This window comes from Streptomyces sp. 5-10, assembly GCF_014712245.1.
Classification (GTDB): Bacteria; Actinomycetota; Actinomycetes; order Streptomycetales; family Streptomycetaceae; genus Streptomyces; species Streptomyces violaceusniger.
Map to the genome: position 1 here is coordinate 22,992 of NZ_JACVYG010000059.1, position 12,249 is coordinate 35,240.

At 69.2% G+C, this 12,249-nt stretch carries 14 protein-coding genes; 3 read left to right on the forward strand and 11 right to left on the reverse strand.

What is annotated here, in order from left to right; translation table 11 throughout:
• Positions 1 to 210 precede the first annotated feature (210 nt).
• Positions 211 to 783: a cob(I)yrinic acid a,c-diamide adenosyltransferase gene (locus IEJ02_RS40225; RefSeq protein ID WP_191069314.1), complete on the forward strand. Its 573-nt coding sequence runs from the start codon at positions 211 to 213 to the stop codon at positions 781 to 783.
• Positions 784 to 879: 96 nt separating this feature from the next.
• Here IEJ02_RS40225 and IEJ02_RS40230 read toward each other — a convergent pair whose 3' ends face one another.
• A complete protein-coding gene (locus IEJ02_RS40230; protein WP_191069315.1) occupies positions 880 to 1,431 on the reverse strand; it encodes a hypothetical protein in 552 nt (183 codons plus the stop codon).
• 170 nt (positions 1,432 to 1,601) lie between these two features.
• On the opposite strand from IEJ02_RS40230, the gene IEJ02_RS40235 reads away from it, so the two are divergent.
• Both IEJ02_RS40235 and IEJ02_RS40240 read left to right on the forward strand, forming a co-directional pair.
• Entirely contained in the window at positions 1,602 to 2,831 is a 1,230-nt protein-coding gene (locus IEJ02_RS40235; protein ID WP_191069316.1) for a sensor histidine kinase, read from the forward strand.
• 23 nt (positions 2,832 to 2,854) lie between these two features.
• Positions 2,855 to 3,544 (forward strand): response regulator, encoded by a 690-nt coding sequence (locus IEJ02_RS40240; protein ID WP_275557490.1) that lies wholly within the window; start codon positions 2,855 to 2,857, stop codon positions 3,542 to 3,544.
• A 69-nt stretch (positions 3,545 to 3,613) separates the two neighbouring features.
• Here IEJ02_RS40240 and IEJ02_RS40245 read toward each other — a convergent pair whose 3' ends face one another.
• The 10 genes from IEJ02_RS40245 to IEJ02_RS40290 all read right to left on the reverse strand — a co-directional run bounded on the left by IEJ02_RS40245 (position 3,614) and on the right by IEJ02_RS40290 (position 11,966).
• Entirely contained in the window at positions 3,614 to 4,063 is a 450-nt protein-coding gene (locus IEJ02_RS40245) for a DUF2550 domain-containing protein (RefSeq protein WP_191069317.1), read from the reverse strand.
• A 120-nt stretch (positions 4,064 to 4,183) separates the two neighbouring features.
• Positions 4,184 to 4,561 (reverse strand): F0F1 ATP synthase subunit epsilon, encoded by a 378-nt coding sequence (locus tag IEJ02_RS40250; RefSeq protein WP_137979588.1) that lies wholly within the window; start codon positions 4,559 to 4,561, stop codon positions 4,184 to 4,186.
• Between the two features lie 111 nt (positions 4,562 to 4,672).
• Positions 4,673 to 6,118, reverse strand: coding sequence for a F0F1 ATP synthase subunit beta (gene atpD / locus IEJ02_RS40255; protein ID WP_137979587.1), 1,446 nt, complete (start codon positions 6,116 to 6,118; stop codon positions 4,673 to 4,675).
• Positions 6,119 to 6,122: 4 nt separating this feature from the next.
• On the reverse strand, positions 6,123 to 7,037 hold the full coding sequence (locus IEJ02_RS40260) for a F0F1 ATP synthase subunit gamma (RefSeq protein WP_191069318.1): 915 nt from the start codon (positions 7,035 to 7,037) through the stop codon (positions 6,123 to 6,125).
• A gap of 4 nt (positions 7,038 to 7,041) precedes the next feature.
• Positions 7,042 to 8,613: a F0F1 ATP synthase subunit alpha gene (atpA, locus tag IEJ02_RS40265; protein WP_137979586.1), complete on the reverse strand. Its 1,572-nt coding sequence runs from the start codon at positions 8,611 to 8,613 to the stop codon at positions 7,042 to 7,044.
• A gap of 89 nt (positions 8,614 to 8,702) precedes the next feature.
• On the reverse strand, positions 8,703 to 9,518 hold the full coding sequence (locus IEJ02_RS40270; RefSeq protein ID WP_191069319.1) for a F0F1 ATP synthase subunit delta: 816 nt from the start codon (positions 9,516 to 9,518) through the stop codon (positions 8,703 to 8,705).
• Positions 9,515 to 10,078 carry a F0F1 ATP synthase subunit B gene (locus IEJ02_RS40275; RefSeq protein ID WP_137979584.1) on the reverse strand — a complete coding sequence of 188 codons (564 nt, stop codon included), beginning with the start codon at positions 10,076 to 10,078 and terminating at the stop codon, positions 9,515 to 9,517. The genes IEJ02_RS40270 and IEJ02_RS40275 overlap by 4 nt, the downstream gene beginning before the upstream one ends.
• Before the next feature lie 38 nt (positions 10,079 to 10,116).
• Positions 10,117 to 10,359 (reverse strand): ATP synthase F0 subunit C, encoded by a 243-nt coding sequence (gene atpE, locus IEJ02_RS40280; protein WP_037951036.1) that lies wholly within the window; start codon positions 10,357 to 10,359, stop codon positions 10,117 to 10,119.
• A 77-nt stretch (positions 10,360 to 10,436) separates the two neighbouring features.
• A complete protein-coding gene (gene atpB / locus IEJ02_RS40285; protein WP_174890203.1) occupies positions 10,437 to 11,246 on the reverse strand; it encodes a F0F1 ATP synthase subunit A in 810 nt (269 codons plus the stop codon).
• 264 nt (positions 11,247 to 11,510) lie between these two features.
• Entirely contained in the window at positions 11,511 to 11,966 is a 456-nt protein-coding gene (locus tag IEJ02_RS40290; RefSeq protein ID WP_191069320.1) for a Cg1360 family ATP-synthase-associated protein, read from the reverse strand.
• Positions 11,967 to 12,249 lie beyond the last annotated feature (283 nt).

The window sequence follows — 12,249 nt, forward strand, 5'->3', positions numbered from 1 at the left end:
AGGGCGCGCGGATAGGTGGGGCGGCGTCGCGGGGCGATGGGCGGCGCCTGGCGGCGTTGTCGTCGGTCGACGACTCCCCCAGCTACCGCTGGGAGGTGCCCCCTCCGCGTCGCCTCCCTCCTCCGCCTTGCCATGCTTGCCCCTCGCCCCGCTCCTTCCTCCACCCCACCTATCCGCGCGCCCTCTGGGCCGCCGCGTACGCTCGGAGCCATGGTCAATCTCACCCGCATCTATACGCGTACCGGCGACACGGGCTCCACCGCCCTCGGCGATATGAGCCGCACCGCCAAGACCGATTCGCGGATCGGCGCGTACGCCGACGCCAACGAGGCGAACGCCGCGATCGGGGTGGCCATCGCACTGGGCCAACTGCCCGCCGAGATCGTCAAGGTGCTGGTCCGCGTCCAGAACGACCTGTTCGACGTGGGCGCGGACCTGTGCACGCCGGTGGTGGAGAACCCCGCCCATCCGCCGCTGCGCGTGGAGCAGAGCTACATCGACACGCTGGAGGCGGACTGCGACCGCTTCCTGGAGGGGCTGGAGAAGCTGCGCAGCTTCATCCTCCCGGGCGGCGCCCCGGGCGCGGCGCTGCTGCACCAGGCGTGCACGGTGGCGCGCCGCGCCGAGCGTTCCACCTGGGCGGCGCTCGCCGAGCACGGGGACTCGATGAACGCGCTCACCGCCACCTATCTCAACCGGCTCTCGGACCTGCTGTTCATCCTGGCCCGCTCGGCCAACAAGGAGGTCGGCGACGTGCTGTGGGTCCCGGGCGAGAACCGCTGAAAAGCCACTGGCCCCGTCGGTCCCGGGAGCGTGGCAGCGCATCACCGAGACCGACGGGGCGGGGCGGGGCCCGGCGTCGTCTGCCCGTTACGGGGGTTAGCGGGCGGACGACGCGGAGCGCTCCCGCTTGGGGAAAAGCGTGTAGCTGAGCGCGATGACCACGTTGATGCCCATCAGGTACAGCATCTTCTGCTGCCAGTCGCGCAGCGAGCCGATCTCACCGTCGTCGCCGACGTACCAGATCCCGCCCTGGAGCAGTGCGATGGCGATGACCGCGGCCAGCACCCAGCGCCCGGCGGTCTTCCACTCGTGCAGCGTGCGCGCCATGCCGTACTTCGCGGGCTTGACCGGCGGCGGCCCGCCGAAGAAGCGGTGGGCCACCCGGGCGTCGACCCATTTGATCGTCGAATGGCCGAGCGCGGCCGAGTAGCCGATGTAGACGGCGGCGAGACCGTGCTTCCAGTCCGGTTCGGCGCCGTTCCTCAGGTCGATCACGGTCGTCACGAACAGCACCACCTCCAGCACCGGTTCGCACAAGAGCACCACGGTGCTCGCCTTCGGCATCTTCGCCACGTAGCGCAGCAGAATGCCGATGGCCAGCAGCACCCAGAAGCCGACCTCACAGGCGATGATCAGCGCGACAACCACGATGTTTCCTCTCTCGCTCTGCCCTTGCTCCAACCCTCCCGGTCGATCAGGCCGCGCGCGTCGTCGGCGGCGATGAATCCCGACTGCATCCTTCGATGTACGCGGCCGGGCGGCGGGCCCGGACCCAAGGGGGAGGTCCGCCCGGCGCGCCGCGTGGTGTGATGGGTGCCATGCCGTCCCGTCCCCACCTCCCACGCCCACATCAGCACGACCTCGTGATCGCTCTCGGCGGACTGTTCTGCGGGGCTCTGATGTGGGCGCTGGGGCTGCACAACAACCCGTCGTACTACGGGACGCCCCGGTGGCTGGGGCTGGTCGCGCTGTTCGTGATCTCGGCGGCCGAACTGGTGCGGCGCTCCAGGCCGCTCATCGGCCTGGGTGTGGGGACCGTCGCGCTCGCCGTCGACAGCCTCAGCGGCGGGCTGGGCGCGACGATGCTGATGTTCACCGATCTGGTCTACGCGGCCGTCATGTATTCCGGCGCCACCGCCGCCCAGCGCATCCCCCGGATCTGCTGGCTCGTCACGGGGCTGGTGACCGTGGTGCCGCTGGTCGTCTACAACGACCCCCTGGCGCTGCTGGCCGGAACGTTCGTCGGACTCCTCGTCATCACCCCGGCGTGGACGGGGTCGGTGATCCGCAATCACCGCGAAGAGGCCGCGGCCGCCCGTCTGGAGGCCGAACGCGTCGCGCTGCTGGCCGAGTTGGACCGGCGGGAGGCGGTGGCCTCCGAGCGCTCGCGGATGGCACGCGAACTCCACGACATGGTGGCCAATCACCTCTCGGCCATCGCCATCCACTCCAGCGCCGCCCTCTCCCTGAAGGACCCCGCCGCGACCGACGAGGCGCTCGGCGTCATCCGGGAGAACAGCGTGCGCGGCCTGGCCGAGATGCGCCGGCTGATCGGGCTGCTGCGGGATCCCGGCGAGACCTCGGAACCCGCCGCCACCTCCACCCTCGACGCGCTCGACACCCTGCTGGAGCAGGCCCGCACCAACGCCCGCCCCGGCGGCCAGGACATCGTCCTGTGCGACGAGCGGCCGGACGACGCCGCCCCGCTGCCCACCCCGGTCGAGCTCGCCGCGTACCGCATCGTCCAGGAGTCGCTCACCAACGCCCTCAAGCACGCCGCGCCCGGCCGGGTGGACGTGACGCTGGCGCACCGCGCGGACGGCCCGCTCGAGGTCAGCGTCATCAGCCCCTACGGCGACCGCGAGGGCCCCCGGGCGCCCGGCTCCGGCACCGGGCTGATCGGGATGCGCGAGCGAGTGTCCCTGCTCGGCGGCACCCTCGACGCCGGCCCGGTCTCCGGGCCCGGGGGCATGGTATGGCGGGTGCGGGCCACGCTTCCGCTGGACGACGAGAGCGCTCAGAGCATGAGCGCCCAGACTGTGCCATGACCCTTCGACGACCAGGAGCCGCCGTGACCCCGCCCGCCCCGCCCGCCCGTTCCGCGTCCCAGCCGATCCGGGTGCTGGTCGCCGAGGACCAGGGCTCGGTCCGCTCCGGGCTGGTGCTGATCCTGCGGTCCGCCCCCGACATCGAGGTGGTCGGCGAGGCGGTGGACGGCCTCCAGGCGGTGGAGATGGCCCGGGCGCTGCGCCCCGATGTGGTGCTCATGGACGTCCAGATGCCCCGGCTGGACGGGGTGTCGGCCACCCGCCAGGTGGTCGCCGAGCAGCTGGCGGACGTGCTGGTGCTGACCACCTTCGACCTGGACGAGTACGTCTTCGGGGCGCTGCGCGCGGGCGCCGCCGGGTTCCTGCTCAAGGACAGCGAGGCGGCCGATCTGATCGAGGCGGTCCGTACGGTGGGGCGCGGCGAGGGCATGATCGCCACCGCGGTCACCCGCCGTCTGATCGCGGAGTTCGCCCGGCCCCAGGCCGCCCCCTCCCCCACCGCGCCCAGCCCCGAGGTACTCGCCACGCTCACCCCGCGGGAGCGGGAGGTGCTGGCCTGTCTGGGGCAGGGGCTGTCGAACGCGCAGATCGCGGAGCGGCTGACCATGGCGGAGGCGACGGTGAAGACGCATGTCAGCCGGCTGCTGAACAAGCTGGAGCTGCGCAGCCGGGTGCAGGCCGCGGTGCTGGCCCAGGAACTGGGCGTGCGCTGAGCGCTTCGCTGGAAGTGCGGCGACGGGTGGCTCTTCGTCTGCGGCGCCCTCGTGGCCGGGCGCTGTGGATCAGGCGACGTTGACGCGCTGGCCGGGGGGCGCGGCCTCCAGCCAGGCCAGAAAGCCGGTCAGGGCGTCGTCGCTCATGGCCAGTTCCAGCCGGGTGCCGCCGTGCCGGCAGGCGAGCACCACCGCGTCGGAGAGCAGCGCCAGCTCCTCCTCGCCCTTGGGGGTACGCCGCTCCAGCACCTCGATCGAGGCGCGCTCCAGGATCCGCCGGGGCCTCGGCGCGTAGGAGAAGACCCGGAACCACTCGACCCGGTCACCGTTGTAGCGCGCGACCCCGTACACCCAGCCCTTGCCGCTGAGCTCGGATTCGCCGGGCGGTGGATCCCAGCGCAGGGAACAGTCGAAGGTTCCGCCGGACCGCTGGATCAGCCGCCGCCGGAGACCGAAGACGAAGAGTCCCACCACCACCAGCGCGACGACCACGCCGCCCACAAGCAGAGCGAGGACCATCTTCACCGACCTCCTCGCGTCATCCGGAAAAACCGCACCTGCATCGCCTCAGCCGCGGACCGCTGAAGGGGAGCTCCAGCGAGGTCCGCGGCTGAGGTTTTCCGACCGTACGTGACAGGCTCAGTGCGCTCCCGCCACCGCGCGCAGCCGGACGTCGGCGCGCCGCTCGGCGGCGGCGTCCGCCTCCGCCTTGGCACGCTCCAGCGCCCGCTCCGCGCGCTTCACATCGATTTCGTCGGACAGCTCCGCGACTTCGGCCAGCAGTGAGAGCTTGTCGTCCGCGAACGAGATGAACCCACCGTGCACCGCGGTCACGACCGTCCCGTGCTCGACCGAACGGATGGTCACCGGGCCGGACTCCAGCACACCGAGCAGCGGCTGGTGGCCGGGCATGACGCCGATGTCACCCGATGTGGTGCGCGCGATGACCAAGGTGGCCGCACCGGACCAGACACTACGGTCCGCCGCGACCAGCTCGACGTGCAGCTCAGCAGCCAACGTGGCTCCTCGGGTCTCTCCCCGCCGGGTCGGGCAGGGCTTTCGTCAAAGAATAACGGGCGTACGGAGAGGGGCGGGACCGGGCCCACCCCTCTCGCGGAGCTACCGGGCTCAGGAGACGCCCAGCTCCTTGGCCTTGGCCTTGAGGTCGTCCAGGCCACCGCACATGAAGAACGCCTGCTCGGGGAAGTGGTCGAACTCACCGTCGGCGATCGCGTTGAACGCGGCGATGGACTCGTCCAGCGGCACGTCCGATCCGTCGAGACCGGTGAACTGCTTCGCCGCGTGGGTGTTCTGCGACAGGAAGCGCTCGATACGACGGGCGCGGAAGACGGTGAGCTTGTCCTCCTCGCCGAGCTCGTCGATGCCCAGGATGTTGATGATGTCCTGGAGGTCCTTGTACTTCTGCAGGATCGACTTCACGCGCGAGGCGCAGTCGTAGTGGTCCTGCGAGATGTAGCGCGGGTCCAGGATCCGGGACGTCGAGTCCAGCGGGTCCACCGCCGGGTAGATGCCCTTCTCCGAGATCGGCCGGGAGAGCACCGTGGTCGCGTCGAGGTGCGCGAAGGTGGTCGCCGGGGCCGGGTCGGTCAGGTCGTCCGCGGGGACGTAGATCGCCTGCATCGAGGTGATGGAGTGACCGCGGGTCGAGGTGATGCGCTCCTGGAGGATGCCCATCTCGTCGGCCAGGTTCGGCTGGTAGCCCACCGCGGAGGGCATCCGGCCGAGCAGGGTCGAGACCTCGGAACCGGCCTGGGTGAAGCGGAAGATGTTGTCGATGAAGAACAGCACGTCCTGCTTCTGCACATCGCGGAAGTACTCCGCCATGGTCAGACCGGCCAGGGCGACGCGCAGACGGGTGCCCGGGGGCTCGTCCATCTGGCCGAAGACCAGCGCGGTCTGCGGGAGCACGCCGGACTCGGCCATCTCCTCGATCAGGTCGTTGCCCTCACGGGTGCGCTCGCCGACACCGGCGAACACGGAAACGCCCTCGTGCAGCTTGGCCACACGCATGATCATTTCCTGGATGAGCACGGTCTTGCCGACGCCCGCGCCGCCGAACAGACCGATCTTGCCGCCCTTGACGTACGGGGTCAGCAGGTCGACGACCTTCAGACCGGTCTCGAACATCTCGGTCTTGGACTCGAGCTGGTCGAACGCCGGGGCCTTGCGGTGGATGGACCAGCGCTCGGTGACCTCGGACTCGGCCTCGGGCTCGTTGAGGATCTTGCCCAGGGTGTTGAACACCCGGCCCTTGGTGACATCGCCGACCGGCACCGTGATGCCGTCGCCGGTGTCGGTCACCGCGGCCTGGCGGACCAGACCGTCGGTGGGCTCCATGGAGATGGCGCGGACCAGGCCCTCGCCCAGGTGCTGGGCGACCTCGAGGGTCAGCGTCTTCTTCGCACCCTCCTGCGAGGGGTCGGCGACCTCGACGGTCAGCGCGTTGTAGATGTCCGGCATCGCGTCGACGGGGAACTCCACGTCGACGACCGGGCCGATGACCCGCGCGACGCGGCCGGCGGCCACAGCGGTCGGCTCAACAGTGGTGGTCATGGTGTCAGTCACTCCCCGCGGAGGCGTCGGCCAGAGCGCTCGCGCCACCGACGATCTCGCTGATTTCCTGGGTGATGTCGGCCTGGCGGGCCGCGTTGGCAAGCCGCGTGAGCGACTTGATGAGCTCTTCGGCGTTGTCGGTCGCCGACTTCATCGCCCGCCGGGTCGCCGCGTGCTTGGAGGCGGCGGCCTGGAGCAGGGCGTTGTAGATACGGGCCTCGACATACCGGGGCAGCAGGGCGTCCAGGACGTCCTCGGACGACGGCTCGAAGTCGTAGAGCGGGAGGATCTCGCCCTTCTTCTCCTGCTCCTCCGCCTTCTCCTCGAGGCTGAGCGGCAGCAGCCGGTCCTGGACCGGGGTCTGCGTCAGCATCGAGACGAACTCGGTGAAGACGATGTGCAGCTCGTCCACGCCGCCCTCGGCCGTGTCCTTGAGGACGGCCTCGATCAGCGGGCCCGCGATCTTCTTGGCGTCCGCGTAGGTGGGGCTGTCGGTGAAGCCACCCCACGACTCCGTGACCTTGCGCTCACGGAAGGTGTAGTACGCCACGCCCTTGCGGCCGACGATATAGGCGTCGACCTCCTTGCCCTCACGGGTGAGCCGCTCGGTGAGCTCCTCGGCCGCCTTGATCACGTTGGAGGAGTAGCCGCCCGCGAGACCCCGGTCGCTCGTGATGAGCAGGACCGCGGCCCGGGTCGGGTTGTCGCTCTCCGTGGTCAGCGCGTGCTGGGTGGTGGAGCCCTTGGCGACCGCGCCCACCGCCCGGGTGAGCTCGGTGGCGTACGGAGTCGACGCGGCCACCTGGCGCTGCGCCTTGACGACGCGCGAGGCGGCGATCATCTCCATCGCCCTGGTGATCTTCTTGGTCGCGGAGACGGACTTGATCCGCCTCTTGTAGACCCTCAGCTGGGCACCCATGCGCTCAGTCCTCGCCCAGCAGCTTGCCGCCCGAGGTCTCGAACTGCCGCTTGAAGGAGTCGACGGCCTCGCCGAGCGCCTGAATCGTGTCGTCGGACATCTTGCCGCCCTCGACGATGCTGGTCAGCAGCGACTTGTGCTCACGGTGGAGGTAGTCCAGCAGCTCCCGCTCGAAGCGGCGGATGTCCTCCACGGGCACGTCGTCCATCTTGCCGGTGGTGCCGGCCCAGATGGAGACGATCTCGTCCTCGGTGGAGAACGGGGCGTACTGCCCCTGCTTCAGCAGCTCGACCATGCGCGCACCGCGCTCCAGCGACGCCTTGGAGGCCGCGTCCAGGTCCGAGCCGAAGGCGGCGAACGCCTCGAGCTCGCGGTACTGGGCGAGGTCCACCCGGAGGCGGCCGGAGACCTGGCGCATGGCCCGGTGCTGGGCGGAACCACCGACGCGGGAGACCGAGATACCGACGTTCAGGGCCGGGCGCTGACCGGCGTTGAACAGGTCGGACTCCAGGAAGCACTGGCCGTCGGTGATGGAGATGACGTTGGTCGGGATGAACGCCGACACGTCGTTCGCCTTGGTCTCGACGATCGGCAGACCGGTCATCGAACCGGCGCCCATCTCCTCGGAGAGCTTGGCGCAGCGCTCCAGCAGCCGGGAGTGCAGGTAGAAGACGTCGCCCGGGTAGGCCTCACGGCCCGGCGGGCGGCGCAGCAGCAGGGACACCGCGCGGTAGGCGTCGGCCTGCTTGGACAGGTCGTCGAAGACGATCAGGACGTGCTTGCCCTGGTACATCCAGTGCTGGCCGATGGCCGAGCCGGTGTAGGGGGCCAGGTACTTGAAGCCCGCCGGGTCGGACGCCGGGGCGGCGACGATCGTCGTGTACTCCAGGGCGCCGGCCTCCTCCAGCGCACCGCGCACGGACGCGATGGTGGAGCCCTTCTGGCCGATGGCGACGTAGATGCAGCGGACCTGCTTCTTCGGGTCGCCGGAGCGCCAGTTGTCGCGCTGGTTGATGATCGTGTCGACGCACAGCGCGGTCTTGCCGGTCTGCCGGTCGCCGATGATCAGCTGACGCTGGCCGCGGCCGATCGGGGTCATCGCGTCGACGGCCTTGTAGCCGGTCTCCATCGGCTCGTGCACCGACTTGCGCTGCATGACCGTGGGGGCCTGCAGCTCGAGGGCGCGGCGGCCCTCGGTCTCGATCTCGCCGAGGCCGTCGATCGGGTTGCCCAGCGGGTCGACGACGCGGCCGAGGTAGCCCTCGCCGACGGCGACCGAGAGGACCTCGCCGGTGCGGTGCACCTGCTGACCCTCCTCGATGCCGCTGAACTCGCCGAGGACGACCGCACCGATCTCGCGCTCCTCGAGGTTGAGGGCGAGGCCGAGGGTGCCGTCCTCGAACTTCAGCAGTTCGTTCGCCATGGTCGAGGGAAGACCCTCGACCTTCGCGATGCCGTCGCCGGCAACGCTGACCGTACCGACCTCCTCGCGCGAGGCCGCGTCCGGCTTGTACGCCTGGACAAAGTTCTCCAGCGCGTCCCGGATCTCCTCCGGCCGGATCGTGAGCTCCGCCATCTGGGTTCCCTGCTCTCCTTGTTGGGCCCGAAGTGTTTGACTACGGCCCAACTCGGGCCGCTTACATGCTTGTTGAGTTGGTGGCTGTGTCAGCCGGCCATCCGCCGGGTCGCCTCTTCCAGGCGGTCCGCGATGGTCCCGTTGATGACCTCGTCGCCGATGCGCACCGAGATCCCGCCGAGGACCTCGGGGTCCACGTCGAGGTTGAGGTGCATCTTCCGTCCGTACAGCTTCCCCAGTGCGTCACCGAGCCGCTGCTTCTGCCGGTCGCTGAGCGGCACCGCGGAGGTGACGACCGCGACCGTACGGTCCCGGCGCGCCGCCGCCAGCTTGGACAGCTCGTCGAGACCCGCCTCCAGGCTACGACCCCGCGGATGGGTCACCAGACGGATCACCAGCCGCTCGGTCCGCTGGTCGGCGCGGCCGCCGAGCAACTCGCCGACCAGCCCGGACTTGGCGGAGACGCTCGCGCGCCGGTCGGTGAGCGCGCCGCGCAGCTCGGACGAGGAGGAGACGATCCGGCCGAACCGGAACAGCTCGTCCTCCACGTCGTCGAGGGTGCCGGCCCGCTCGGCCGCGACCAGGTCGGCGGCGCTGGCCAGCTCCTCGAGCGAGTCCACCAGGTCGCGCGAGCGCGACCAGCGGGACCGGACCAGGCCGGAGACCAGGTCGATGGTCTCGCCGCCGACCTGCCCGCCCAGCACCCGCGCGGCAAGCGTGGCCTTGGCCTCGCCGGGCTGCGCCGGGTCGGTGAGGACCCGGCGCAGCGAGACCTCGCGGTCGAGCAGCGCGGTGACGGCGGCCAGCTCATCGGCGAGCTTCGTCGCGTCGACGGCGGTGTTGTCCGTCAGGGCGTCGAAGCGCTCGCGCGCGGCTGCCAGTGCCTCCCGGCTCGCTCCGTTCATCGGCCGGCCTCGGCCTTCGAGCCATCGGCCGCCTTCGCCTCGAGCTCGTCGAGGAACCGGTCGATGGTGCGGCTCTGCCGGGCCACGTCCTCGAGCGACTCACCGACGATCCGGCCGGCCAGGTCGGTGGCGAGCCTGCCCACGTCCTGGCGCAGGGTCTGAGCGGCCTGCTTGCGATCGGCCTCGATCTGCGAGTGACCGGCGGCGATGATCTCCTCACGCTGCCGCTGGCCCTCCGCGCGCATCTCGGCGATGAGCGCGGCGCCCTGCTCCTGCGCCTCCTGGCGCAGTCGCGCGGCCTCGTGACGGGCGTCGGCGAGCTGGGCTCGGTAGTCCTCGAGGACCTGCTGGGCTTCGGCCTGAGTGGCCTCGGCCTTCTCCATGCCGCCCTCGATCGCCTCGCGGCGCTCCTCCAGAACCCGGTTGATGTTCGGGAGGAGCTTCTTGGCGAGGAAGATGAAGACGATGGCAAAGGCGATCAGGCCGATGACCAGCTCCGGGATCGGCGGGATGAGGGGGTTCTCACTCTCCTCAGCCGCCACCTGTACCAGGGCGTTCACATCAGTGCCTTCCGTCTGTCGTGGTTAAAGCGGTCCGTTCAGGACTTGAAAAGGAAGCCCATGACGATACCGATCAGCGCGAGCGCCTCACAGAAGGCGAAGCCCATGATCTGGTTGGCGCGGATCAGGCCGGCGGCCTCGGGCTGACGGGCCAGGGCCTGGGTGCCGTTACCGAAGATGATGCCGACGCCGACGCCGGGGCCGATGGCGGCGAGACCGTAACCGATCGAACCGAGGTTGCCGGTGATGCCGTCGGCGGCGAGGGTCTGGAGAGCGGACATGCCGGTTCTTCCTTTGCGTTTCATGGGCCGGTGGGGGTTGGCCACCGGACGTCTGATGGTCTGGGAGGCAGGTGCGCTCAGTGGTGCTCGGCGAGCGCGCCCTGAACGTAGTTGCAGGCCAAGAGCACGAAGACGTACGCCTGGACAGCCTGGATGAAGAGCTCGAAGGCGGTCAGCAGAATCGTCATCACGAAGGACGCGCCCGCGTAGGCGATCCCGATGCCGTTCAGCAGGTACCAGGAGCCGATGGTGAACATCAGCAGCAGCAGGTGGCCGGCGAACATGTTGGCGAAGAGCCGGACCGCGTGGGTGAAGGGCCGGATGATCACGTTCGAGAAGAACTCGATCACGACGATCATCGGCAGGATTCCGCCGAGCTCCTTGTCGTAGCCGGTGATGTTCTTCCAGCCGCCGACGAAGCCGTGCTTCTTGAAGGTCAGGTACATCCAGAGGATGTAGACGATGGCGGCGAGACCGGCCGGGAAGGCGATGATCGACGTCACCGGGAACTGGGCGACCGGAATGATCGACCACAGGTTCATGATCCACACGAAGAAGAACAGCGAGACCATGAAGGGGACGTACTTCTCGCCCTCCTTCTTTCCGAGGGCCTCGTAGACCAGCCCGCGGCGCACGAAGTCATAACCGGCCTCGCCGACCATCTGCAGCTTGCCGGGGACCACCTTGGCCCGGCCGAACGCGGCCCAGAAGAACCAGACGATGACGACGGTGCCCAGCAGCGCGAGCAGCATCGGCTTGTTGAAGTCGAACCCGCCGACCGAGAAGAGCGGCTCGAACTTGAACGAATGGAGTCCGGGTGCCGGGAAGCCGCACCCGTCGAAGATGTGGCAGTTCGTCTCGAAGGCGAGCGTCTGGTCAGAACTCACCGCGAGCTCCTTCAGCGTGGCGCATGGGTACGGCAACCTCGTTGTGTCGGCGCGGCACGCGGCCACGGAACGGCACTGGACTGGTCTTACGAATGTGGGGGCGGCTGATCGGCACGTGGCCGAGTGGTATGTCGGGCATCAGCTGCATGGGCCGCCGATTCCATCCCGTGAATTCGGGGGGTTCGGCTACCTGCGCCCGCTGTGCCTCAGATGGCACCGGACGATAGCAGGTGAGCGCACATGCTCTTATCCCGGGCCTACTTCTCACGGCGTGAACCCGGCGGGAGCGGACTTCTTCGCCCCCTCGGGCTTACGTTCGTCCTCGGCTTCCGGCTCCACATAGAGGATCTTGGCCTTCATGTGCGCACGGGTCTGTGCGCCGACCCACACCAGGGTCGCGGCGAGCAGTGCGAGGGCGAAAGCCTTGACGTTGAACAGCGTGGTGTCCTGGAACACCGCGAGCACGACCGCCACCAGCAGGAACTCGGCCATGAAGAGCACCATGCCCATGGCCTGGAACAGATGCGGCAGGTGCTTCGCCGTGCGCTCCAGCACGATCAGCCCGGAAGCCATCACCACCACGGCGACGAATGTGCCAAAGCCCGCGCCGATCGCTCCCTTGCCGCCTGCGAGCACAGAACCGACGGCGACGGCGACCACACCGGCGATGGCTGTGGGCACGGCGCAACTCAGGAGCGTTCTGGCGTCGTTGGACTGCATGAAGGGTTTCTCCGGCAAGTGTCGGAAGCAACGATTCGTCGTGGACGAGCGTATCCCCGGGGACAGAGGGGACCTCACGAGGAAGAGCCGTCGCCCCACGGCCCCTCGGGTCTAGCACCGGGTTTAGTGAACGGTATCACAAACTATTTGATGAGGTCTTTACCCGCCGAGTGTGCTGCACATCACACGGGAGAGTTATGAGGTGTGTACCGTGCTGACGCCGTCCTGTGATCTTCAGTGCTCTCGCCGGACCCTCCGCCCGATCGATGACTGGGGATATCGG

Bases quoted from the DNA above. Each gene is read 5' to 3' on its own strand.
- IEJ02_RS40225 (WP_191069314.1), top strand. From the start codon at position 211: ATGGTCAATCTCACCCGCATCTATACGCGTACCGGCGACACGGGCTCC.
- IEJ02_RS40235 (WP_191069316.1), top strand. From the start codon at position 1,602: ATGCCGTCCCGTCCCCACCTCCCACGCCCACATCAGCACGACCTCGTG.
- IEJ02_RS40245 (WP_191069317.1), bottom strand. From the start codon at position 4,063: ATGGTCCTCGCTCTGCTTGTGGGCGGCGTGGTCGTCGCGCTGGTGGTG.
- atpD (WP_137979587.1), bottom strand. From the start codon at position 6,118: ATGACCACCACTGTTGAGCCGACCGCTGTGGCCGCCGGCCGCGTCGCG.
- IEJ02_RS40260 (WP_191069318.1), bottom strand. From the start codon at position 7,037: ATGGGTGCCCAGCTGAGGGTCTACAAGAGGCGGATCAAGTCCGTCTCC.
- atpA (WP_137979586.1), bottom strand. From the start codon at position 8,613: ATGGCGGAGCTCACGATCCGGCCGGAGGAGATCCGGGACGCGCTGGAG.
- IEJ02_RS40270 (WP_191069319.1), bottom strand. From the start codon at position 9,518: ATGAACGGAGCGAGCCGGGAGGCACTGGCAGCCGCGCGCGAGCGCTTC.
- atpE (WP_037951036.1), bottom strand. From the start codon at position 10,359: ATGTCCGCTCTCCAGACCCTCGCCGCCGACGGCATCACCGGCAACCTC.
- IEJ02_RS40290 (WP_191069320.1), bottom strand. From the start codon at position 11,966: ATGCAGTCCAACGACGCCAGAACGCTCCTGAGTTGCGCCGTGCCCACA.